Annotated in this window: 26 protein-coding genes and 1 pseudogene; 25 read left to right on the top strand and 2 right to left on the bottom strand. The window is 70.1% G+C overall.

Annotation, left to right across the window (positions count from 1 at the left end; genetic code table 11):
- Positions 1 to 129: 129 nt before the first annotated feature.
- The gene (locus ST3T6A_RS0108555; RefSeq protein ID WP_026359543.1) at positions 130 to 576 is read left to right on the top strand and encodes a DUF6456 domain-containing protein; all 447 of its coding nucleotides are present in this window, start codon (positions 130 to 132) and stop codon (positions 574 to 576) included.
- Between the two features lie 34 nt (positions 577 to 610).
- On the opposite strand, the gene ST3T6A_RS0108560 is transcribed toward ST3T6A_RS0108555, so the two are convergent.
- A complete protein-coding gene (locus ST3T6A_RS0108560) occupies positions 611 to 1,711 on the bottom strand; it encodes a hypothetical protein (RefSeq protein ID WP_235785756.1) in 1,101 nt (366 codons plus the stop codon).
- Between ST3T6A_RS0108560 and ST3T6A_RS0108565 the strand changes: the two genes are divergently transcribed.
- The 3 genes from ST3T6A_RS0108565 (at position 1,689) to ST3T6A_RS21105 (ending at position 4,134) form a co-directional block, all read left to right on the top strand.
- A complete protein-coding gene (locus tag ST3T6A_RS0108565) occupies positions 1,689 to 3,143 on the top strand; it encodes an AMP nucleosidase (RefSeq protein ID WP_019832503.1) in 1,455 nt (484 codons plus the stop codon). The two genes, ST3T6A_RS0108560 and ST3T6A_RS0108565, sit on opposite strands and share 23 nt — an antisense overlap.
- 161 nt (positions 3,144 to 3,304) lie before the next feature.
- Positions 3,305 to 3,640, top strand: coding sequence for an ArsR/SmtB family transcription factor (locus ST3T6A_RS21100; RefSeq protein WP_083937416.1), 336 nt, complete (start codon positions 3,305 to 3,307; stop codon positions 3,638 to 3,640).
- 2 nt (positions 3,641 to 3,642) lie between these two features.
- Positions 3,643 to 4,134 (top strand): SRPBCC family protein, encoded by a 492-nt coding sequence (locus tag ST3T6A_RS21105; protein ID WP_083937418.1) that lies wholly within the window; start codon positions 3,643 to 3,645, stop codon positions 4,132 to 4,134.
- A gap of 90 nt (positions 4,135 to 4,224) precedes the next feature.
- Here the strand turns inward: ST3T6A_RS21105 and ST3T6A_RS19705 are convergent.
- Positions 4,225 to 5,271 (bottom strand): annotated as a pseudogene (locus tag ST3T6A_RS19705) (alpha/beta fold hydrolase); the annotation flags it as partial.
- Positions 5,272 to 5,372: 101 nt separating this feature from the next.
- Between ST3T6A_RS19705 and ST3T6A_RS0108575 the strand changes: the two are divergent.
- From ST3T6A_RS0108575 to ST3T6A_RS0108675, 21 genes are all read left to right on the top strand, one after another.
- Positions 5,373 to 7,262, top strand: a complete 1,890-nt coding sequence (locus ST3T6A_RS0108575; RefSeq protein WP_019832505.1) for an ABC-F family ATP-binding cassette domain-containing protein — start codon at positions 5,373 to 5,375, stop codon at positions 7,260 to 7,262.
- Positions 7,263 to 7,398: 136 nt separating this feature from the next.
- The gene (locus ST3T6A_RS20815; protein ID WP_019832506.1) at positions 7,399 to 7,851 is read left to right on the top strand and encodes a hypothetical protein; all 453 of its coding nucleotides are present in this window, start codon (positions 7,399 to 7,401) and stop codon (positions 7,849 to 7,851) included.
- Between the two features lie 224 nt (positions 7,852 to 8,075).
- Entirely contained in the window at positions 8,076 to 9,401 is a 1,326-nt protein-coding gene (locus ST3T6A_RS0108585) for a DNA-packaging protein (protein ID WP_019832507.1), read from the top strand.
- Positions 9,402 to 9,530: 129 nt separating this feature from the next.
- Positions 9,531 to 10,652: a phage portal protein gene (locus ST3T6A_RS0108590; protein WP_019832508.1), complete on the top strand. Its 1,122-nt coding sequence runs from the start codon at positions 9,531 to 9,533 to the stop codon at positions 10,650 to 10,652.
- Positions 10,649 to 10,966 carry a DUF6127 family protein gene (locus tag ST3T6A_RS0108595; RefSeq protein ID WP_019832509.1) on the top strand — a complete coding sequence of 106 codons (318 nt, stop codon included), beginning with the start codon at positions 10,649 to 10,651 and terminating at the stop codon, positions 10,964 to 10,966. Before ST3T6A_RS0108590 ends, ST3T6A_RS0108595 begins: the two co-directional genes overlap by 4 nt.
- Entirely contained in the window at positions 10,963 to 11,385 is a 423-nt protein-coding gene (locus ST3T6A_RS0108600) for an HK97 family phage prohead protease (RefSeq protein ID WP_019832510.1), read from the top strand. Before ST3T6A_RS0108595 ends, ST3T6A_RS0108600 begins: the two co-directional genes overlap by 4 nt.
- On the top strand, positions 11,382 to 12,536 hold the full coding sequence (locus ST3T6A_RS0108605; RefSeq protein WP_019832511.1) for a phage major capsid protein: 1,155 nt from the start codon (positions 11,382 to 11,384) through the stop codon (positions 12,534 to 12,536). Before ST3T6A_RS0108600 ends, ST3T6A_RS0108605 begins: the two co-directional genes overlap by 4 nt.
- 84 nt (positions 12,537 to 12,620) lie before the next feature.
- Complete coding sequence (locus ST3T6A_RS0108610) at positions 12,621 to 12,887, top strand: phage fiber-tail adaptor protein (RefSeq protein ID WP_019832512.1); 267 nt, start codon at positions 12,621 to 12,623, stop codon at positions 12,885 to 12,887.
- Positions 12,884 to 13,405, top strand: coding sequence for a head-tail connector protein (locus tag ST3T6A_RS0108615; RefSeq protein ID WP_019832513.1), 522 nt, complete (start codon positions 12,884 to 12,886; stop codon positions 13,403 to 13,405). The genes ST3T6A_RS0108610 and ST3T6A_RS0108615 overlap by 4 nt, the downstream gene beginning before the upstream one ends.
- Positions 13,402 to 13,734 (top strand): phage head completion protein, encoded by a 333-nt coding sequence (locus ST3T6A_RS0108620; protein ID WP_019832514.1) that lies wholly within the window; start codon positions 13,402 to 13,404, stop codon positions 13,732 to 13,734. Before ST3T6A_RS0108615 ends, ST3T6A_RS0108620 begins: the two co-directional genes overlap by 4 nt.
- Positions 13,731 to 13,937 (top strand): hypothetical protein, encoded by a 207-nt coding sequence (locus ST3T6A_RS0108625; RefSeq protein ID WP_019832515.1) that lies wholly within the window; start codon positions 13,731 to 13,733, stop codon positions 13,935 to 13,937. The genes ST3T6A_RS0108620 and ST3T6A_RS0108625 overlap by 4 nt, the downstream gene beginning before the upstream one ends.
- Complete coding sequence (locus tag ST3T6A_RS0108630) at positions 13,934 to 14,314, top strand: DUF3168 domain-containing protein (protein WP_019832516.1); 381 nt, start codon at positions 13,934 to 13,936, stop codon at positions 14,312 to 14,314. Before ST3T6A_RS0108625 ends, ST3T6A_RS0108630 begins: the two co-directional genes overlap by 4 nt.
- 124 nt (positions 14,315 to 14,438) lie before the next feature.
- Positions 14,439 to 14,846: a phage major tail protein, TP901-1 family gene (locus tag ST3T6A_RS0108635; protein ID WP_019832517.1), complete on the top strand. Its 408-nt coding sequence runs from the start codon at positions 14,439 to 14,441 to the stop codon at positions 14,844 to 14,846.
- Positions 14,843 to 15,157: a gene transfer agent family protein gene (locus ST3T6A_RS0108640; RefSeq protein ID WP_019832518.1), complete on the top strand. Its 315-nt coding sequence runs from the start codon at positions 14,843 to 14,845 to the stop codon at positions 15,155 to 15,157. The genes ST3T6A_RS0108635 and ST3T6A_RS0108640 overlap by 4 nt, the downstream gene beginning before the upstream one ends.
- Complete coding sequence (locus ST3T6A_RS0108645) at positions 15,154 to 15,354, top strand: phage tail assembly chaperone (protein WP_019832519.1); 201 nt, start codon at positions 15,154 to 15,156, stop codon at positions 15,352 to 15,354. Before ST3T6A_RS0108640 ends, ST3T6A_RS0108645 begins: the two co-directional genes overlap by 4 nt.
- On the top strand, positions 15,347 to 15,925 hold the full coding sequence (locus ST3T6A_RS0108650; protein ID WP_019832520.1) for a hypothetical protein: 579 nt from the start codon (positions 15,347 to 15,349) through the stop codon (positions 15,923 to 15,925). The genes ST3T6A_RS0108645 and ST3T6A_RS0108650 overlap by 8 nt, the downstream gene beginning before the upstream one ends.
- A 3-nt stretch (positions 15,926 to 15,928) precedes the next feature.
- Positions 15,929 to 16,177, top strand: coding sequence for a phage BR0599 family protein (locus ST3T6A_RS0108655; protein ID WP_019832521.1), 249 nt, complete (start codon positions 15,929 to 15,931; stop codon positions 16,175 to 16,177).
- Positions 16,174 to 16,563, top strand: a complete 390-nt coding sequence (locus ST3T6A_RS0108660; protein ID WP_019832522.1) for a hypothetical protein — start codon at positions 16,174 to 16,176, stop codon at positions 16,561 to 16,563. The genes ST3T6A_RS0108655 and ST3T6A_RS0108660 overlap by 4 nt, the downstream gene beginning before the upstream one ends.
- A gap of 18 nt (positions 16,564 to 16,581) precedes the next feature.
- Complete coding sequence (locus tag ST3T6A_RS0108665) at positions 16,582 to 18,777, top strand: phage tail protein (RefSeq protein ID WP_019832523.1); 2,196 nt, start codon at positions 16,582 to 16,584, stop codon at positions 18,775 to 18,777.
- A 1-nt stretch (position 18,778) separates the two neighbouring features.
- Complete coding sequence (locus tag ST3T6A_RS19715; protein ID WP_328285230.1) at positions 18,779 to 19,252, top strand: DUF2793 domain-containing protein; 474 nt, start codon at positions 18,779 to 18,781, stop codon at positions 19,250 to 19,252.
- A gap of 50 nt (positions 19,253 to 19,302) precedes the next feature.
- The coding region (locus ST3T6A_RS0108675; RefSeq protein WP_235785757.1) for an outer membrane protein at positions 19,303 to 20,156 on the top strand (854 nt) is incomplete at its 3' end.

Genomic DNA, 20,156 nt, shown 5'->3' on the forward strand with positions numbered 1-20,156 from the left:
CTGGTCGCGGAACTGGAGCGCAGGCGGCTGGTCCGCCGCGCAGGCGAGAGGCTGGTGCTGGGCGATGCCGGCCTCGCCTGGTGCCGCCGGCAGGACGGCGGCGCGAACCGCCTGCTCGCCGAACGTGCGCTGCCGCAGGATGGGGAGGCCAAGGGCGCGCGCCGGGCGCGGAGCGTCACCGTCAACCTCGCCGAGTCGCCGCTGGGCTGGCTGAAGGCGCGCGGGCTCGTCGACGATCGCCAGTTCGAGGCAGGGGAGAGGCTGCGCGGCGACTGGACCATGGCCCGGATGGCCCCGCGCGTGACGATGCGCTGGGACGCGGCGCCGCGATCCTCGACGGCGCGCGGCGCACCCGATGCGCTCGATCCGACCCTTGCCCAGATCGCCGCGAAACGGCGGATGGAAGGGGCGCTCGACACCGTGGGGCCGGGTCTTCGCGATGTGCTCTGGCGGATCGTCTGCGCGGGCGAGGGAATGGAGACGGCGGAGCGCGCGCTGGGCTGGCCGGCGCGGGCCGGCCGCGTGGTGCTGACGCTGGCGCTGGATCGGCTGGCGGATTTCTACGGGATGGCCTGAGCGCCAGCGCCAGTCGGGAGGGGCGAAGCTCGGTTCAGGGCGCGGAGGCGTTGCCCGGGTCGCGCAGGGCCCGGCCTACCTGGCTGGCGATCCGTCCGCGCTGCATCGGCCCCTTGTCCCTTGCGTCGGTCCGGTAAAGCGCCGTGAGATAGGCCTTGTCGAAGGTGGTGAGACCTGCGGGTGCATGATCGCCACGCGGGAAGAGCGAGAGGATGGAATCGAGCCCCGCCGTCGATCCGCTCGGCCTGATCTGGGAGAGGGTGATAAAAGCGAGGTAATCCGCGAGCTGTTTGTAGCTGACCCCCTGGAGCCGGCGGCTGTCCACCACCACGGTCATGCGCGAAAGATAGGTGGAGATGTTGGCCTTGATGAGCGATCCGCCATCATAGCTCATATTGTAACCGCCGGAGAGCGTCGCGTCCGCATGTTCCTTGGTCGGCAGGGAGCCGACACTGAATGGCACCCCGTCCGAGCCCGTGAACCCGATGGCGCTGATCCAGCGGACGGTGTCGCTGGTCTTCTGGAAATGATCGAGGGCCGCCACTTCCCGGCCGGAAACCAGATCATGGCGGCGATGGCGCATTTCGGAGACCAGCCCCGATGGATCGTCAGAGGCGATGATGACGATATTCGGCTGGCAGCCCGGTCCTTCGGCCTTCAGACGAACGCTATGGGCGATCTGGCCGATTTCGTTGGCGATATATTGCCCGTTTTCCTTGGGAAAGCCGGCAACGGAGATGCAGACCGATTGGTCCCATCGGGCATATTGCCAGTCCACCCCGCCGATCGTCTCATGCTTGCCGAGCGACCCGACGAGCTTTCGGATCTGGGGCCGTGTCAGTTCATGACCTTGAACGATGATTTCGTTCCGGCCCGCAATGTCGGGGGCATTTGTTGCGGGCGCCACGGGGGCGGAGACCAATACCAAGGCCGTCAACAGCTTCGACATGAGCCCTACTCCGGCAGACGATGCTATCGCTTGTGTAACAAAGGGTGGGGGTTCCGTCTCCCCCTTGCCACAATTATGGGGTAGATCGGGGAACGGACGGCTAACCGCCGGCCTGCGAGGTGCAGAGCATCCGCCAACAACAAAAGAGAAGGAGACCTTCCGCTTGACCACCACGATCCAGGACATTCCCGCGATCCTCGACGAGCTGATCGAACGCCATGAGCGTTCCGTCACCAATCTGCGTCGCGCCATCGCCGCCTATCTGTCCGACCGGACGCTGCCCGACAGCGAGGCACGCGGCCGCGGCATGTTCGCTTATCCGGAGCTGCGCGTCGATTACGAGGCGGAGGGGCATCCCCGCATCACCCGCGCCTTCGGCCGCCTGAACCAGTCGGGCAGCTATGCGACCAGCATCACGCGCCCGCGCATGTTCCGCCGCTATCTGGAGGATCAGCTCACCCTGCTGGTGCGCGACTATAAGGTGCGCGTCTCGGTGGGCCTGTCGGACCAGGAGATTCCCTATCCTTATGTGCTGGACGGCTCGGACGAGCTGTCGCTCGACGGCGCGGTGCCGCAGGAGCTGGCGCGCTGGTTCCCGAGCGTGCGCCTGTCCGATATCGGCGACGAGATCGCCGACGGCCAGTTCGCGCTCGCCAACGATCCGACCCGGCCGCTTTCACTGTTCGAGGGGCCGCGCGTCGATTTCTCGCTGGCCCGCCTCAAGCATTACAGCGGCACGCCGGCCGAGGATTTCCGGCCGTACATCCTGTTCACCAACTATATCCGCTATGTGGACGAGTTCGTCGCCTGGGCGCTTTCCGAGCTGAAGAAGCCCGACAGCCCCTATGAGGCGCTCTCGGTCGCCGGCCATGTGCTGGTGACGCGCGACACGCCCAACCCGGAGCGGGCCATCGCCGAGGGGCCGTGGCGCAAGGTGCAGATGCCGGCCTACCACCTGATCGGCCCGAACGGCCGCGGCGTGACGCTGGTCAACATCGGCGTCGGCCCGTCGAACGCCAAGACGATCTGCGACCATCTGGCCGTGCTCCGCCCCGAGGCGTGGCTGATGATCGGCCATTGCGGCGGGCTTCGCCCCTCGCAGACGATCGGTGACTATGTGCTGGCCCACGCCTATCTGCGCGACGATCATGTGCTCGATGACGTGCTGCCGGTGGAGATCCCGATCCCGCCGATCGCCGAGGTGCAGCAGGCCCTCTTCGCGGCGGCCGAGGTCGTCTCGGGGGAGAGCGGCGACGAGCTGAAGCGGCGGCTGCGCACCGGCACGGTGGTGACCACCGACGATCGCAACTGGGAGCTGCGCTACACGCTCTCCGCGCTGCGCTTCAACCAGAGCCGCGCGGTGGCGATCGACATGGAGTCGGCCACCATCGCCGCGCAGGGCTATCGCTTCCGCGTGCCCTACGGGACACTGCTCTGCGTGTCGGACAAGCCGATCCACGGCGAGATCAAGCTGCCGGGGCAGGCCAACCGCTTCTACGAGCGGGCGATCTCGCAGCATCTGCGGATCGGGCTGGAGACGATCGACATCCTGCGGGCGGAGGGAGCGAAGCTCCACTCGCGCAAGCTGCGCAGCTTCGACGAGCCGCCCTTCCGGTAAGAACCTGATCCTCCCCGAGCATGCTCGGGGAGGGGGACCATGCGAAGCATGGTGGAGGGGAATGGCGTTGCGCTTTGCCCCTCCACCGCCTGACGGCGGTCCCAGCAGGCTGGGGAGGATAAGGACTATCCATAACCGTATTGTTATGTAACAAGTCGGTTATGGAAGATGGTCTGAGTCGACAGCTCACCGCGATCGCCGATCCCACGCGCCGCGCGATCCTTGCGCGGCTAGCGCTGGGGGAGGCGAGCGTCGCCGAGCTTCAGAAACCCTTCGGCATCAGCCAGCCCGCCATCTCGCGGCACTTGAAGGTGCTGGAGGCGGCGGGGCTGATCGAGACGGGCCAGTCCGCCCAGTCGCGCCCGCGCCGGCTCAAGCCCGGCGCGCTGCGCGAGGCGGCCGACTGGATCGACCAGTTCCGCAATCTCTGGACCGACAGCTTCGACCGGCTCGATGCCTTTCTGCGGTCCGAGGGGACGACACCGGGAGAGGAGTGACCATGGCCGCCGAATTCGTGATCGCGCGCACCTTCGATGCGCCCCGCCAGCGCGTGTGGGATGCCTGGACCAGGCCGGAGCAGTTCGCCCGGTGGTTCGGCCCCAAGGGCGTGAAGAGCACCCCGCACATCTTCGAGTTCCGCGAGGGCGGCCGGCTCCATGCGCGGATGGATTCGCCGGACGGCAACCATATGTGGGCGCTCAACATCTATCGCGAGATCGTGCCGATCGAGCGGCTGGTGTGGGAGCATGGCTTCTCCAACGAACAGGCCGAGTTTGCGCCCTCGCCCTTCGGGCTGCCCTGGCCGCTGCGGCTCCTCACCGTCGTGACGCTGGAGGACAAGGGCGCGCAGACGGTGCTGACGCTCCGCTGGAAGCCGCTCGACGCCAGCGAGGAGGAGATCCGTGCCTTCACCGAGACGATATCCTCGATGACCGGCGGCTGGACCGGCACCTTCGACCAGCTCGACGATTTCCTGCGCGAAGCCGCCTGATCCCCGCCTAGGGCCGGCCGGCAGGTCCGCGCCGGCCAGCGGGCGGACGTCGCGGAGCAGGGCCTCCAGCGCGTGGCCCGGCTCCTCCAGCATCGGCAGGTGCGCGGAATTCTCGAACCAGACGACCCGCTTCGAGGGCGCCTTCACGCGCGCCAGCCAGTCCGCGGCGATCGAGGGCGGCGTGGTGGTGTCATGCCGGCCGAGGAAGAAGACCACCGGCACGTCGATGCTGCGGACCTGCTCGAAAGAGAGGGACGCGAGCTTCGGCCACATCGTCTTCATCGTGAAATCGCTGCCGGCATCCCACGCCTTGCGGTCGGCCAGCGTATATTCGGGCGAGAGCCGGCCGGCGTGGAAATAGAAATCCCCATCCTGCCGCCCCGCCGCCAGTCCGCCATAATGGATCGACCATTTCCGCTCCGTCGCCGTCTTGGCGGGATCGAGATGATCGGGGGCGGGATAGGGGGCGATCTCCTCCAGCTCCTTCACCGCTTGCGCGTTATGATCGGCGCGGGCCTGCTCCAGCACCTGCGCGTAGCTGATCTTCTCATTCTCCTGGAAGTCGATGAGCTGGCCCATGCCGACATAGGCATAGAGCAGGTCCGGCCGCTTCGCCGCCACCGACAGGCCGACGGCGGAACCCCAGCTATGGCCGAGCAGGAAGATCTTTCGCTTGCCGTAGCGCTTGCGGAGCAGCTCGATCAGTTCGATGGCGTCGTCGCGATAGCGATCGGGCGCGAGGGTGGGGGCGAGTGCCTGCGGATCGTTCAGCGGGAAGGACTTGCCCGCCGCACGCTGATCCCACTGGACGACCGTGAAGAAATCCTCCCATGGCCGCTGGAACGACCAGGCGATCGGCATCTCCACGGCCGCCGGCCCGCCATGGACGAAGAGCAGGATCGGATTGTCGCGATCCGCGCCGCGGACGTTCACCCATTGGCGCGCGCCGCCCAGCGTCACCTCGAAGCTCTCCTGCACGCCGTGCGGCGTCACGATCCGCTGCATGTCGGCCATCTGCATGCGGCCGGGCGTATAGGGGTCGCCGTCGGCGGGAGGGCTGGTCTGCGCGGCGGCGGCGGTTGCGAGGCCCAGCGCCGAAAGCAGCAGGATCGTCCGCTTCATCCATCCCCCCTCCATGAGCAGGTGTATTATTACGATAAATCACTAGGCAAGGGATCGTGCCTCGTCAATGGCGGGAAGGCTTTGTGGACGGCGGCGATGATGGTAGGCGCGCCGCCATGCTGAGCTTCAAGGACATCACGGTGCGCCTCGGCGGCCGCGCCATCATCGAGGGCGCCTCCGCCTCCATCCCGCAGCGCGCGCGCGTCGGCTTCATCGGCCGCAACGGCGCGGGCAAGTCGACGCTGATGAAGGCGCTCGCGGGCATGATCGAGCCCGACGGCGGATCGGTCGACATCCCGCGCGGCGCGAAGTTCGGCTATCTCCGGCAGGACGCCCCCGGCGGCCCGATGACGCCGTTCGAGACGGTGCTGGAGGCCGACACCGAGCGCGCCCAGCTCCTCGCCGAGAGCGAGACCGCGCACGACCCCCACCGCATCGCCGAGATCCACGAGCGCCTGAACGCCATCGACGCGCACACCGCCCCGGCACGCGCGGGGCGCATCCTGAAAGGTCTCGGCTTCGACGACGCGATGCAGGCGCGGCCGATGGAGAGCTTCTCGGGCGGCTGGCGGATGCGCGTGGCGCTCGCCTCACTGCTGTTCACGGGGCCGGACCTGCTGCTCCTCGACGAGCCCTCGAACCACCTCGACCTCGAAGCCGTCATGTGGCTCGAAGGCTATCTCCGGGCCTATCGCGGCACGATCCTGCTGATCTCCCACGAGCGCGATCTGCTCAACAATGTGGCGGATCATATCCTCCATCTCGATCGCGGGCAGACGACGCTCTATGTCGGCGGCTACGACGCCTTCGAGCGCCAGCGCGCCGAGCGCGCCGCCCAACAGACCGCCGCCCGCGAGAAGCAGCAGGCCGAGCGGGAGAAGCTCCAGGCCTTCGTCGATCGCTGGAAGGCCAAGGCGTCCAAGGCCAAGCAGGCGCAGAGCCGCGTCAAGGCGCTCGCCCGGATGCAGCCGATCGCGGCCGTGGCCGATGACCCGAGCCTCACCTTCTCCTTCCCCAACCCCGAGGGCCTGCGCCCGCCGCTCCTGACCCTCGACAATGCCAGCGTCGGCTATGAGGCGGGCAAGCCGATCCTGACGCGTCTCGGCATCCGGCTCGATCCGGACGACCGGGTGGCGCTGCTCGGGCGGAACGGCAACGGCAAGTCGACGCTCGCCAAGCTGCTCGCCGGCGAGTTGAAGCCGATGGACGGCGTGATGACCGGCGCGCCCAAGCTCAACGTTGGCTACTTCACCCAGTATCAGGTCGAGGAGCTGGACCCGACCGAGACGCCCGTCGACCTGATGGGCCGCCTCATGAAGGGCGCGACCCCGGTGGCAGTGCGCTCGCAGCTCGGGCGCTTCGGCTTCTCGGGCGACAAGGCGCTCACCAAGGTGGGCAAGCTCTCGGGCGGCGAGCGCGCGCGTCTGGCGCTGGCGCTGGTGACGCACTCGGCGCCGAACCTCCTCATCCTCGACGAGCCGACCAACCACCTCGACGTCGATACCCGCGAGGCGCTGGTGCAGGCGCTGGCCGAGTTCCGCGGCGCGGTCGTGCTGGTCAGCCACGACCGGCACATGCTGGAGCTGGTGGCGGACCGGCTGCTGCTGGTCGACGGCGGGGGCGTCAAGGAGTTCGACGGCACGCTCGAGGAATATGCGAAGTTCGTGATCTCGGGCGGTGGCGAGGCGTCGAAGCCCGGCGGCACGGCGGCGGCGTCCTCGGGCGGCAACCGCAAGGAGGATCGCCGCGTGGCGGCCGAGCGGCGCGAGGCGACGCAGGGCCTGCGCAAGCGCGTGAAGGAGGCGGAGACCGAGATCGCCCGCCTCCAGAAGCAGCTCGGCGAGGTGGATGGGGCGCTGGCGGGGACGCCCACGCCGCCGCTCAAGCTTATGACCATGGGCCAGCTCATGAAGCGGCGCGGCGATGTCGAGCGGCTGCTGGAAGCGGTCGAGGTCGACTGGGTCGAGGCGAGCGAAGCGCTCGAAGCTGCGATGAGTGATGCCTGACGAACCCTTTTGGTACTTTTCATATTGACAGCGAACCGCTGATGTGACATAAGCGGGGCAAGCTAGAGAATTGCGTTTGGGGCCGGGCGGTGGCGACACCGTGTCCGGCCCTTCGCATGTCTGGAGGGCTTCGCGCATGACCGTGACGAAGAAGAAGGCGCCCCGTCGCTGGACGCAGGCGCGCCAGCGCACCTTCCTCGAAACGCTGGCCCAGACCTCGAACGTCGCCGCTTCCGAGCGCAAGGCGAAGATGCCGGTCGGCAGCGCCTACCGCGAACGCCGCCGCTCGCCGGGGTTCGAGGCGGCGTGGCGGGAAGCGTTGGCGGAGGGCTATGCGCGGCTGGAGCATACCATGCTGGAGCGCGCGCTGCTCGGCATCACGCGGCGCGTGAAGAAGTCCGACGACGGGCAGGAGACGGTCGAATATTCGGACCGGCTCGGCATGGCGCTGCTGGCCGCGCACCGCGCGTCGGCGCTGGCGGCGCGGCCGGGCGTGGCGGGGACGGCGGCGGAAGGCGAGAACGCCCGCGAGTGGCTGGCGCGCAAACTGGCCGAGATGAACCGGCGGATCGGCGGGGATGCGGAGTGACGGGGCCGGCGGAGGCAACGTCGGCGTCATGCCCGACGCATCCCCACCATCGTCACCCCGGACCTGATCCGGGGTCCAGCTCCCTCGGGGCTGTCGCAGAAGAAGAAGCGGGATCCCGGATCAAGTCCGGGATGACGGAGAGTGTTGGAGATGACGGAGATGGGAACGCCGGCCCGGTCCGCCTGCTCCCGGTGTGACAACTCATATCGAAAAGGAAGGGGCGGATGATGCGCAGGGATGAAACGCATACCGCCGTCGATCTCGCGCGGCTTTCCGATGCCGAGCGGGCGCGGGTGTTGAGGCTGATGCCGGTGGCGCGAGCCGAGGCCCTGCGTGCGGACTGGCGCTTCTGGGCGCGGCCGGAGCAGTTGCCGCCCGAGGGCGAGGACTGGCGCATCTGGCTGCTGATGGCAGGGCGCGGCTTCGGAAAGACGCGGGCCGGGGCGGAGTGGGTTCGCTCGATCGCGGAGGCGGATGGTGCGGCGCGGATCGCGTTGGTAGGCGCCACGCTCGCCGAGGCGCGGGCGGTGATGGTGGAGGGGGAGAGTGGCCTCCTCGCTATCGCGCCCGATGCCGCGTGGCCGGTCTGGGAGCCGTCGCTTCGCAGGCTGAGCTGGCCGAACGGGGCGATCGCCACTCTCCACTCCGCCGCCGAGCCCGAGGCCCTGCGCGGGCCGCAGCACAGCCATGGCTGGTGCGACGAGATCGCCAAATGGCCGCATGGAATGACGGCCTGGGATAATCTGATGCTGGGCTTGAGGCTCGGCGAGCATCCCCGCGTGGTCGCGACCACCACGCCGCGTCCGGTGCCTTTGGTGCGGGCGCTGGTCGGGCGGGGGGATGTCGTGGTCACGGGCGGGCGGAGCGTCGATAACCGCGCGAACCTGCCGCCGGATTTCCTGAGCGCGGTCGAGCAGGCCTATGGCGGCACGCGCTTCGGCCGGCAGGAGCTGGATGGCGAACTGATCGAGGAGGTCGAGGGCGCGCTCTGGAGCCGGGAGCTGATCGAGCGTTGCCGGATACGCGAAGCGCTTGAGCCGGTTCGCGTGGCGATCGGTGTCGATCCTCCGGCGGGGGCGGGCGAGGGCTCGGATGCGTGCGGGATTGTCGTCGCCGCGCTCGATGCCGAGGGCGTCGGGCATGTGATCGAGGATGCGACGGTGCAGGGGCTCGGTCCCGAGGGCTGGGCGCGCGCGGTCGCGTTGGCGGCCGAGCGACACCGCGCCGACCGGATCATCGCCGAGGCCAATAACGGCGGGGCGATGGTCGAGAGCGTTCTGCGCGCCGCGGACTCGCGGCTCCCGGTCCAGCTCGTCCATGCGCGGCAGGGCAAGGCGGCGCGGGCCGAGCCGGTGGCGATGCTCTACGCGCAGGGGAAGGTGCGCCATGTCGGGGGCTTCCCGGCACTGGAGGATGAGATGGCGGGGCTGCTCATGGGTGGTGGCTATGCCGGGCCCGGCCGCTCGCCGGATCGGGCGGACGCGCTCGTCTGGGCGCTCACCGCACTGATGCTGACGAGCGGCGGAAGCCCCCAGGTGCGGCGGCTTTAGACCCCGATACGTTATGCCGGACCTGATCCGGCATCCCGCTTCTTCTTCCCGGAACGCGGCAGGGTAGCTGGACCCCGGATCAAGTCCGGGGTGACGGACGAAACAAGCTCTTCTTTTCAGGAGACGATCATGCGGCTTTTCGGATGGAAGGCGGCCCGCCCCCAGGCGCGGCCGGCGCTGACGCGCGCCCTCGGCACGCTGTTCCAGCCCCCCGGCGGCGACTGGCCGACCGGCTATGAGGCGCAGGTGCGCGCCGCCTATCTCGGCAATGCGATCGCCCAACGCGCGGTCAGGATCGTGGCGGAGGGGGCGGGCAGCATCTCGGTGGATGCGTCGCCCGAGGGGCATCCGGCGGCCCGGCTGCTGGGGGGTATCATCGAGACGGCGGCGGCGCATCTGCTGCTCCATGGCGACGCCTATCTCCAGATACTGACCGATGCGGACGGCGTGCCGGCGATGCTCTATGCGCTCCGCCCCGAGCGCGTGACGATCGAGGCGGACGCGACCGGCTGGCCCGCCGCCTATCTCTACCGCACCGGGACGAGCACGATGCGCGTGCCCGCAGCGCCCGCCGATGGACGGCCGGGGCTGATCCACGTTCGCACCATGCATCCGCTCGACGATCATTATGGGCTGGGCTGTCTGGGAGCGGCATCCGGCCCGGTGGCGATTCACAATGCGGCGACGCGCTGGAACAAGGCGCTGCTGGATAACGCCGCGCGGCCGTCCGGCGCGCTGGTCTACGAGACGGGGGACGGCGCGACGCTCAGCCCTGAGCAGTTCGAGCGACTCAAGGCCGAGATGGAGGCGAGCTTCGCCGGATCGGGCAATGCCGGGCGGCCGATGCTGCTGGAGGGCGGGCTCAAATGGCAGGCGCTGAGCCTCACCCCCGCCGACATGGACTTCAACAATCTCAAGGCCGCCGCCGCGCGGGAGATCGCGCTGGCCTTCGGGGTGCCGCCGATGCTGCTCGGGCTGCCGGGCGACAACACCTATGCGAACTACAGCGAGGCCAACCGCGCGCTGTGGCGGCTGACCATCCTGCCACTCGCCGCGAAGATCCTCGATGCGATCGGGACGGCGCTCGGCGCGTGGTGGCCGGAGCTGAAGTTCGCGATGGACCTCGATTCCATCCCCGCGCTGGCGGTGGATCGGCAGGCGCTGTGGGGGCAGGTGACCGCCGCCGATTTCCTCAGCGACGACGAGAAGCGCGAGATGCTGGGCTTCGCCCCGCGAGGCGGTGCGGCATGACCGACACCGCAACCGCCGTCCTCGCCCGGCTGATGGAGCAGGGGCGCGAGCAGGGGGCCGACCTCCTGACGCTCCGCGCGCTGGCCGAGGAGGCTAGCGAACTGGGTGCTACCCGCGCGATGGAGCGGCTCGGCCTCGCCGATGCCCGCGCGCGCGCCGATCTCGACCAGCTCCGCGAGCTTCTCTCCGCGTGGCGCGATGCCAAGCGGACGGCGCGTGATGTCGTCGTCGGCTGGGTGGTGCGCGTGGTGCTGGCGTTGCTGATGCTGGGGCTGGCGGTGCGGCTCGGGCTTGTCGCGCTGGTGCGGCCATGAAGCGGCTGCGCTTCGCGGGCTATGCCGCGCTGTTCGACAAGGCCGATCGCGGCGGCGACGTGATCCGTCGCGGCGCCTTTGCACGCGCCGTCGAGGCGGGGGCCAAGGGGGTGCCGCTGCTCTGGCAGCACCAGCCGACCCGCCCCATCGGCCGCATCGAGCGCATCGCTGAAGACGCGCGGGGCCTGCGCGTCATCGGCCGCTTCACGCCCGAGGCGAGCCACGCCGCCGAGGCCGCCGCGCTGCTGCGTGATGGCGCGGTGGGGGGCCTGAGCTTCGGATACCGCGTCCGCGCCAAGCAGAACCGGCCGGGAGGCCGCGAGCTGACCGATCTCGATCTGGTCGAGGTCTCGCTCGTCACCTTCCCGATGCAGCCGGGCGCCCGTGTCCACGCCGTCCACGAGGAGGAAAGCGAATGACGTCCGTATCTTACGAGGAGAAGAGCATGATCGAGACCAAGGCCGATCCGCTGGAGGCGAGCTTCGCCGGCGCCGACGACATCGCGGAACTCCGCGCCGGCATGGCCGACCTCAAGGCCAAGCTCGACGGCGCCACCATCGCCGCCGCGCGGCCGGTGCTGTCGGGCGGTGGCGCCCGCGCGCCGGAAACCAAGCAGTTCGTCGACCGCTACCTCCGCCACGGCAACACCGCCGCGCTGGAGGTGAAGGCGCTCGACGGCGCGACGGGGGCGACCGGCGGCTATGCCGTCCCGACCGAGATCGACTCCGCCGTGGACTCGACGCTGGCCAGCCAGTCGCCGATCCGCTCGATCGCCAATGTCGTGCGGGTGGGCTCGTCGGGCTATCGCAAGCTCGTCGCCGTGGGCGGCTTCGCCTCGGGCTGGGCGGCCGAGGATGCCGCGCGCGCCGAGACCGGCACGCCCACCTTCAACGAGATCGCGCCCCCGATGGGGGATCTCTTCGCCAACCCGGCCGCCACCCAGCAGATGCTCGACGACGCGGCGTTCGACGTCGAGACCTGGCTCGCCGGGGAGATCGGGGTGGAGTTCGCCCGCGCGGAAGGGGCGGCCTTCGTCAACGGCGACGGCGTCAACAAGCCCAAGGGGTTCCTCAAAGCCCCCGTCGCCGCGCAGGACGACGACGCGCGGCCCTTCGGCACGCTCCAGTATCTCGCCACCGGCGTCGACGGCGATTTCCCGGCGGCCTCGCCCGAGGACATCCTGATCGATCTCGTCCAGTCGCTGCGCGCGCCATACCGGCAGGGTGCGGTGTTCGTGATGAACAGCTTCACGCTCGCCTTCATCCGCAAGATGAAGACGGCGGACGGCCATTTCGTCTGGCAGCCGGGGATCGCGGCGGGGCAGCCGGATACGCTGCTCGGCTATCCGGTGATCGAGGCGGGCGACATGCCGGACATCGGCTCGGGCACGACGCCGATCGCGTTCGGCAACTTCAAGGCGGGCTACCTCATCGCCGATCGCGGCGAGACGGCGGTGCTGCGCGATCCGTTCACGGCCAAGCCCTTCGTCCACTTCTACGCGACGCGGCGTGTGGGCGGGCAGGTCTCCAACTCGGAGGCGATCAAGCTGCTGAAGTTCGCGGCGGCCTGATTTTTCGGTCGCCCGACATGTCCGGCCGGGGGCGTCCCCCTCGGCCGGATTTTTTGTGCCTGTCTTCGGTCGGGAGCGTTGCCCATGCGCCTTGTCACCACGTCGCCCGGCGCGACGTTCGATTATTCCATCCACTGGCCGCGGGCAGCGCTGCTCGGCGTGCCGATCGTCGAGAGCGACTGGGTGTCGGTCCCGGAAGGCCTGTCCTTCGATCCCTTCGCGGAGGAGAGGTGCACCGCCGCGCGCATCTCGGGCGGCGAGGCGGGGGCGCGGTATCGCGTGCTCAACCGCGTGACGCTGGCCGACGACCGCACGCTCATCCGCGCGCTCGAGCTGGAGGCGGGGCGATGAGCGCGCCCGACGGTGCGCTGGCCGATGCCAAGGCGCTGCTGCGCGTCGATGCGGCGGACGAGGACGCCCTGATCGAGACGCTGATCGGCGCCGCGATGGGCGTGTGCGAGCGCTTCACGGGCCTCGTGCTGCTGGCGGCGGATCGGAGCGATGCGGTTCCCGTGGCACGGGGCTGGCAGAGGCTTCCCGCAACGCCGGTGGCGGCGATCACCTCGGTCGCGGCGCTGGGTGTCGGCGCGGTGGCGACGCCGCTCGCGGTGGATGCCTATGCCATCGACATCGATGCGGCGGGGGATGGCTGGGTGCGGCTGTCCGCGCCGGTTGCGACCTCGCGGCTGCTGGTCGGCTATCGGGCGGGCCTCGCGGCGGACTGGCCTTCGCTCCCTGAGGCGCTCCGGCAGGGCGTGCTGCGGCTGGTCGCGCATCTCCATGCGCATCGGGACGTCATGGCGGACGCCGGTCCGCCCGCCGTGGTCGCGGCGCTGTGGCGGCCGTGGCGACGGATGCGGCTCGCATGAGTGGGGCGGAGTTCGCGGGCGCGCTCGGGGAACGGGTGTGCCTCCAGCGGCGCTCGGGCGAGCGCGACGATCTCGGCGGGGCGGGCGGCGCGTGGAGCGCCGGCGTCACCGTCTGGGCGGCGATGGCTCCGGCCGGCGCGGCCTCGTGGGGGCAGGGCGACCGGCCCGGCGCCGCGCCCCGCTGGCGGGCGACGATCCGGGCGATTGGTGCTGATGTCCGGTCCGGCGATCGGCTGACCTGGCGCGGTGCGGCCTACGCCATCCGCTCGGTCGAGGCTGATCCCGCCGCGCCCGACCGGCTTCTTCTCACAGTGGAGGAGGATCGATGACCGACTTCTCAGGTTTCGCGGCGGCCATGGTCGCGGCGCTGTCGGGCGCGGAGATGCGCGCAGCGACGGCGATTGCGGCGGAGGTGCCGGCCGATGTCGCCGTCTCGGTGGTCGAAGGCGGCATCCGCCTCGTCGGCCGGGCGCTGTCGCAGCGCTCGCTCACCGACGCGCGGTTGCGCGATTTCGCGGGGCTGGTGCGATGAGCGGCGCCGCGATCGCGCTCCAGCGCGCGCTGGTGGTGGCGCTCAAGCCTCTCGCGCTCCCCATCTATGACGGCCCGCCCGCCGATGCCGTCTGCCCCTACATCGCCATCTCGGACGGCTCGACCACCGACTGGAGCACCAAGACCGAACGCGGCCGCGAGCATCGGCTCAGCATCGCGATCTGGGACGACGGCCAGACGCCCGCGCGCCTCCACCAGCTCCTCTCAGACGCGCAGGACGCCATCGAGGCGATGCCCCGCGCGCTCGACGGGCAGCGGATCGTCAGCCTTGTGTTCCTCCGCGCCCGCGTCGTCCGCGACCCGGACGGGCCATGGGCGGGGCGGATCGATTATCGGGTCCGCACTCTGGAGGAATGACGGTCTCCCCTCCCTGAAAGGAGGCGCGCGCTTCGGTATCGCGTCGCGCTCGCCCCGGACGAACCCACCCCAAATCCCTCCCTTTCAGGGAGGGGCTTTCCTATCAACTACAAGGAGAATGCTCATGACCGCCGAAAGCGGCAACGCCTTCCTGCTCAAGGTCGGCGATGGCCAGCCCGTGCCCGGTTACGCGACCGTCGCGGGGCTTCGCGCCACCCAGCTCTCCATCGGCGGCGAGCTGGTGACGATCACCAACAAGGACTCCGGCGGCTGGCGCGAGCTGCTCTCCGGCGCCGGCACGCGCAGCGTCTCGGTGGCGGGCAGCGGCGTGTTCACCGGCTCCTCGGCCGAGGCTCGGCTCAAGGCCAACGCGCTCGCGGGCACGCTCGACGACTATCAGCTCAGCTTCGAGAGCGGGGAGACGATGCAGGGGCGCTTCCTGCTCTCCAAGCTCGAATATTCGGGCGATTTCAACGGCGAGCGGGCCTACACGCTGGCGCTCGAGTCCTCCGGCCCGGTGGTGAGCCAGTGAGCGCGCCCGCGAACCCCGCGCGGGGGGAAACCGCGCTCACACTGGGCGACCAGACGCTCACCGTCCGTCCGAGCTTCCAGGCGCTGGTGGCGGCCGAGCAGGATGTCGGCCCGCTCTTCGCGCTGGTCGAGAAGGCGGCGGCAGGCCAGCTCACGCTCGCCGATACCGCCGCGCTCATCTTCCACTGCATCGTCGACAAGCCCGATGCGATGACTCGCGAGGCGCTGGGCGAACTCATCACCCAGACCGGCCTCGCCGCGCTGACGCCGCTGCTGCGCTCGCTGCTCGGCCAGATCATCAAGGGCAAATGACGTTCGCGGAACGGGCGGCGCGTCTGGCGGGGATCGCCGGCGCGCTGGCCGGGTGGCGGCCCGACGAGTTCTGGGCCGCCACGCCGCGGGAGCTGGAGACGCTGCTGGCGGCGTTCACAGGCGGAGGGGGTGGGGGCCATCCGCCCCCCGATGCCGCCGTCATCGCCGCCTTGAAGGAGCAATTCCCCGATGGATGATACGATCGAGACGCTCATGGTCGGCGTGCGCGCCGACACCGCCGGCTTCGCACAGGATGCGGCGACGATGCAGGCCTCGCTCCAGACCTCGCTGGGCACGGGCGCGGACAAGGCGGCGACGCTGATCGAGAACGGCCTCGCCCGCGCCATCCGCACCGGCAAGCTGAGCTTCGAGGATCTGGGCAAGACGGCGCTCTCCATCCTCTCCCAGATTGCCGCGCAGGCGGTGAAGAGCGGGCTTTCGTCGCTGTTCGGCGGGAGTGCGGACAAGGGCGGAGGGCTCGTCTCGCTCGGCACGGATGCGCTGGGCGCGCTGCTGGGGTTGCCCGGTCGCGCAACGGGCGGGCCGGTGTCGCCGGGCCGGGCCTATCGCGTGGGCGAGAATGGCCCGGAGACCTTCGTGCCGGCCTCCGCCGGCAATATCGTCCCCGCGGGCGCCACCGCCGCGCGCGAGGTGCGGGTTGCGATCAGCGTCAACGCCCCGCCCGGCGCGGAGCCGCAGGCGCTCGCCCGCTCCAGCCGGCAGGTGGCGCGCGCCGTCTCCCGCGCGCTGGCGCAGGCGGAGCGCTGAGCCATGGGATACTGGCTCGACGGGAGCAATGCCGGACTGTCGGCGCTCGTCGCCGGCTCGGACGGCGCGACGCTGACGCTGCGCGATCCGCCGGCCTATCCGGTCGCGGCGGGGGCGTTGGTGGAACTGCTCGAAGGTTGCGACCGATTGTTCGATACCTGCCGCAATCGTTTCTCCAACGTTGATAATTTCCGGGGGGAACCCTATCTGCCCGGCAACGACCTGCTGACCCGCTACGGCACCGGCGGATGACCGCGATCGAGGCGCGGATCGTCGCGTCGGCGCGGGCCTGCGTCGGCGCGCGCTTCCGCCTGCACGGGCGCTCCCCGGAGACGGGGCTCGACTGCATCGGCGTCGCCGCCCTCGTCTACGGCGTGGCGGACCCGCCCGGCGGCTACGCGCTGCGGGGCGATCGGCTCGACGATCTCCGCGCCGGGATCGCGGCGGCGGGGTTGCGACCTGCCGGAGGCGAGGCGCGGCCCGGCGACCTGCTGCTGCTCCGCCCCGGACCCTTCCAGTTCCATCTCGCGATCCTCACCGATCGCGGCTTCGTCCACGCCGACGCGGGTCTGCGCCGCGTCACCGAAGTACCCGGCGCGCCGCTTTGGCCGCTCGCCGGGCGCTGGCGGCACCCCTGAACGCTTGAAAGGAAACGCATGGCGACGCTCGTGCTCACCGCGGTCGGCTCGCTGATCGGCGGGCCGATCGGGGGCGCCATCGGCGCGCTGGTCGGCAACCAGATCGACCAGGGCCTGTTCAGCCCCAAGGCCGCCAAGGGCGCGCGGCTCGACAGCCTCGCGGTGCAGGCCTCCTCCTACGGCACCGACCTGCCGCGCCTGTTCGGGACGATGCGGGTCGCCGGCAGCGTGATCTGGGCGACCGACCTCAAGGAGAGCGAGCAGACCTCCGGTGGCGGCAAGGGGCGGCCGAGCAGCACCAGCTATTCCTACTCCGCCTCCTTCGCGGTGGCGCTGTCGGCGCGGCCGATCCGGGCGGTGCACCGCATCTGGGCGGACGGATCGCTGCTGCGCGGCGCGGCCGGGGACTGGAAGGGCGGGCTCGGCGCCTTCCGCCTCTATTCCGGCGACGAGACGCAGGCGGCCGACCCGCTGATTGCCGCCGCCGAGGGGCTGGACGCCACGCCCGCGCACCGGGGCCTTGCCTATGCGGTGTTCGAGGATCTCCAGCTTGGCGATTTCGGCAACCGCATCCCGTCGCTCAGCTTCGAGGTGGAGGCGGATGCCGCGCCGGTGACGCTGGGCGCGATCGCGGCGGACCTGTCGGGCGGCGAGGTGGGCGGCGCGGACGGCCCCGCGCTGATCGGCTATGCGGCGACCGGCAACAGCCTGCGTGGCGCGATCGAGGGGCTGGCCTCGGCGCTGCCGGTGGCCTTCGCGGACGATGCGGCGGGCCTGCTGCTGGTCGATGAAAGCGCGGCGCCCGTGCTGATCCCGGCGGCCGACCTCGGCAGTGCGTCCGACGGCAAGCCCGCCCCGCGCCTGACGCTCGACCGGCAGGCGGCCGGCACGCTCAACGAGGCGCTGTCGATCAGCTATTACGATCCGGCGCGCGACTGGCAGGTCGGCTCGCAGAGCGCCCGGCGCGAGGCGGCGGCGCGGCGGGTCGGCACGATCGATCTCGCCGCCGCCGTCGACGCCTCCACCGCGCGCGGCATCTGCGAGGCGCGGCTGGCGCGCGAATGGGCGGGGCGGACCAGCGCGACGATCAGCCTGCCATGGCGGCATCTCGATCTCGCCGCCGGCGCGCTGATCGAGCTGCCGGGGGAGGCGGGCGCCTGGCGCGTCACAGAGCGCGCCTTCGAGACGATGCTGGTGACGCTCACCGCGCAGCGCCTGCCGGACAAGGTGAACGCCGGCCTGCCATCCGCCAATCCGGGCAACGCGCTGAGCCAGCCCGATCTCGTCGCGGGGCCGACCAGTCTTGCGCTGCTCGACCTGCCCTCGCTCGGCCATGACGCGCCGGCCAGCGCCGCGCTGCTGATCGCGGCGGCGGGGGCCTCCACGGGCTGGCGCGGGGCGACGCTGTTGGCGAGCCTCGACGACGGCGCGACCTGGCAGGCCATCGGGCAGACGGCGCCCGCGGCGGTGATCGGTACGGCGCGGACCCTGCTCCCGCCCGGCGGCGCGATGCTGCGCGACATGGTGTCGACGGTGGATGTCGAGCTGCTCAACGATGCCATGTCGCTCACCGGCAGCGATGCGGTGGGGGCATCGGCCACGGCCAATCTGGCGCTGATCGGGGACGAGCTGGTCCAGTTCGCATCCGCCCGGCAGATCGGCCCGCGTCTGTTCCGCCTTTCCGGCCTGCTGCGCGGACGGCGGGGGAGCGAGTGGGCGACGGGCGGCCATGCTTCGGGCGAAGCCTTCGTGCTGGTCGAACCGGACAAGCTCTTCTCCTGGGCGCTGCCCGCCGGCCAGACCGGCGGCACGATCCGCATCGCCGCCAGCGGGATCGGCGACGATCTTCCCGCCGAGGCGGAGATCCTGTTTCAGGCGCGCGCGCTCCGCCCGCCCGCGCCGGTGGCGATCAGCGCCGTGATGCAGGCCGACAATTCGATCCAGATCGGTTGGATCAGGCGAAGCCGCACCGGCTGGGACTGGCTCGACGACACCGACGCGCCCCTCGCCGAGGAGAGCGAGCGCTACCGCCTGACCGCCAGCCACTCCGGCCCGGCGCCGCTGACCGTCGAGACGACGCAACCCGCCGCCACGCTCTCCGCCGGCGATCTCGCCGGGCTGGGGCAGGGGCCGCTCCTCCTGTCGGTCGCGCAGATCGGCACCAGCGCCGCCTCGCTGCCGCCCGCCACCTTCACCCTGTCGCTGGGAGACTGAGATGTCCGATGCCACCCCCCGTCTCGCGCTGCCCTTCATCGCCCCCGGTCAGGCGCAGAAGGAGCTGTTCCACAACGAAGCCCTGACCCGCATCGACGCGCTGCTCCAGGCGGCGGTGGAGGCGGTGGCGGTGGACGACCCGCCCCCGGCCCCCGTTCCGGGGCAGTGCTGGATCACCGGCGCGAGCCCCACCGGCGCGTGGGCCGGCCAGCCCAACGTGCTGGCTGGCTGGACCGAAGGCGGATGGCGCTTCTTCGCGGGCAGGGCGGGGATGATCCTCTGGTCCAATGCGGACAAGCTGTTCGTCTGGTTCGACGGCACGCTGTGGAGAATGGGAGACGTCGTCGCCCAGCGGGTTATCGTCGGCGGGCAGCAAGTGGTGAGTGTGCAACAGTCGGCCATCGCCGATCCGGTGGGGGCACTTCGACTGACGTCGAAGCCCGTAACGCTATCGTCGCGATTCTCGGCGCATTGAGGGGCCACGGCCTCGTTGCCGTCTGATTTTTTTGCGGTGAGGCGAAACCGATGGCCGATCGATGGGTTGTCGCCGGGTCTGCCGGGGAGGAGATCAACGACGGCTATCCGATTGTGTCGGATATGCAACAGGTGCCGAATATGCGCGCTTGCGCGGATATTCCTCATTGGTTAGGCTTTTTCTGTTCCCAGACGGGAATTGATAGAAAGGGGATTAATATGCGGAAGCTCGCCCTTGTTGTGGCGCTGGCCTCCACCGCGTTGGCCGGTCCCGCCTTCGCGAAGGATAAGGCGTGGTATGTAGGTGTCGAAGGCGGCGGGATGATCGTCGAAGATTCGCACTACAGCATTGCCGGTACGTCGGATGCCCTCAAGGTCGATCAGCGCACGGGCTTCGACGTCGATGGCATCGTTGGCTATGATTTCGGCATGTTTCGCGTTGAAGGCGAAGCGGCCTACAAGCGCGCCGAGAACTCGGGGCTGACCAATTCGGTCACCCTCGATGGTGTTGCGCCGGGTAACTACCGGAACTCGCGCACCGGCAACACCAGCGCGCTCAGCTTCATGGTCAACGCGCTGCTCGACTTCGGTGACGATAAGGGCATCAGCGGCTACGTCGGCGGTGGCGCCGGTGTCGCCCGCGTGAAGGCCGACTCGTGGCGCTTCGGCGCCGACTTCCCGGATCTGGTCGACGATAGCGACACGCGTTTCGCGTGGCAGGCGATCGCCGGTGTCCGCGCGCCGGTCACCGACAAGATCGACGTGGGCGTGAAGTATCGCTTCTTCGACGTCACCCGGGTCAAGCTGACGGACCTCAACGGCGATCAGACCAAGGGTCGCTTCCGGTCGCACAGCCTTCTGGCGAGCGTGATCTTCAACTTCGGCGAACCGGCGGCCCCGCCGCC

Source organism: Sphingomonas sp. PR090111-T3T-6A (genome assembly GCF_000383095.1).
In the GTDB taxonomy this organism is placed as follows: domain Bacteria; phylum Pseudomonadota; class Alphaproteobacteria; order Sphingomonadales; family Sphingomonadaceae; genus Solisphingomonas.

Excerpts from the sequence above, each read along its gene's own strand:
- ST3T6A_RS0108595 (WP_019832509.1), top strand. The coding sequence starts at position 10,649 with ATGACCGACACCGCAACCGCCGTCCTCGCCCGGCTGATGGAGCAGGGG.
- ST3T6A_RS0108575 (WP_019832505.1), top strand. The coding sequence starts at position 5,373 with ATGCTGAGCTTCAAGGACATCACGGTGCGCCTCGGCGGCCGCGCCATC.
- ST3T6A_RS0108625 (WP_019832515.1), top strand. The coding sequence starts at position 13,731 with ATGACCGACTTCTCAGGTTTCGCGGCGGCCATGGTCGCGGCGCTGTCG.
- ST3T6A_RS0108605 (WP_019832511.1), top strand. The coding sequence starts at position 11,382 with ATGACGTCCGTATCTTACGAGGAGAAGAGCATGATCGAGACCAAGGCC.
- ST3T6A_RS0108655 (WP_019832521.1), top strand. The coding sequence starts at position 15,929 with ATGGGATACTGGCTCGACGGGAGCAATGCCGGACTGTCGGCGCTCGTC.
- ST3T6A_RS0108610 (WP_019832512.1), top strand. The coding sequence starts at position 12,621 with ATGCGCCTTGTCACCACGTCGCCCGGCGCGACGTTCGATTATTCCATC.
- ST3T6A_RS19715 (WP_328285230.1), top strand. The coding sequence starts at position 18,779 with ATGTCCGATGCCACCCCCCGTCTCGCGCTGCCCTTCATCGCCCCCGGT.
- ST3T6A_RS0108600 (WP_019832510.1), top strand. The coding sequence starts at position 10,963 with ATGAAGCGGCTGCGCTTCGCGGGCTATGCCGCGCTGTTCGACAAGGCC.
- ST3T6A_RS0108620 (WP_019832514.1), top strand. The coding sequence starts at position 13,402 with ATGAGTGGGGCGGAGTTCGCGGGCGCGCTCGGGGAACGGGTGTGCCTC.
- ST3T6A_RS20815 (WP_019832506.1), top strand. The coding sequence starts at position 7,399 with ATGACCGTGACGAAGAAGAAGGCGCCCCGTCGCTGGACGCAGGCGCGC.
- ST3T6A_RS0108585 (WP_019832507.1), top strand. The coding sequence starts at position 8,076 with ATGATGCGCAGGGATGAAACGCATACCGCCGTCGATCTCGCGCGGCTT.
- ST3T6A_RS0108630 (WP_019832516.1), top strand. The coding sequence starts at position 13,934 with ATGAGCGGCGCCGCGATCGCGCTCCAGCGCGCGCTGGTGGTGGCGCTC.
- ST3T6A_RS0108560 (WP_235785756.1), bottom strand. The coding sequence starts at position 1,711 with ATGTCCTGGATCGTGGTGGTCAAGCGGAAGGTCTCCTTCTCTTTTGTT.
- ST3T6A_RS0108645 (WP_019832519.1), top strand. The coding sequence starts at position 15,154 with ATGACGTTCGCGGAACGGGCGGCGCGTCTGGCGGGGATCGCCGGCGCG.
- ST3T6A_RS0108660 (WP_019832522.1), top strand. The coding sequence starts at position 16,174 with ATGACCGCGATCGAGGCGCGGATCGTCGCGTCGGCGCGGGCCTGCGTC.
- ST3T6A_RS0108590 (WP_019832508.1), top strand. The coding sequence starts at position 9,531 with ATGCGGCTTTTCGGATGGAAGGCGGCCCGCCCCCAGGCGCGGCCGGCG.
- ST3T6A_RS0108635 (WP_019832517.1), top strand. The coding sequence starts at position 14,439 with ATGACCGCCGAAAGCGGCAACGCCTTCCTGCTCAAGGTCGGCGATGGC.
- ST3T6A_RS21100 (WP_083937416.1), top strand. The coding sequence starts at position 3,305 with ATGGAAGATGGTCTGAGTCGACAGCTCACCGCGATCGCCGATCCCACG.
- ST3T6A_RS0108665 (WP_019832523.1), top strand. The coding sequence starts at position 16,582 with ATGGCGACGCTCGTGCTCACCGCGGTCGGCTCGCTGATCGGCGGGCCG.
- ST3T6A_RS0108650 (WP_019832520.1), top strand. The coding sequence starts at position 15,347 with ATGGATGATACGATCGAGACGCTCATGGTCGGCGTGCGCGCCGACACC.
- ST3T6A_RS0108615 (WP_019832513.1), top strand. The coding sequence starts at position 12,884 with ATGAGCGCGCCCGACGGTGCGCTGGCCGATGCCAAGGCGCTGCTGCGC.
- ST3T6A_RS21105 (WP_083937418.1), top strand. The coding sequence starts at position 3,643 with ATGGCCGCCGAATTCGTGATCGCGCGCACCTTCGATGCGCCCCGCCAG.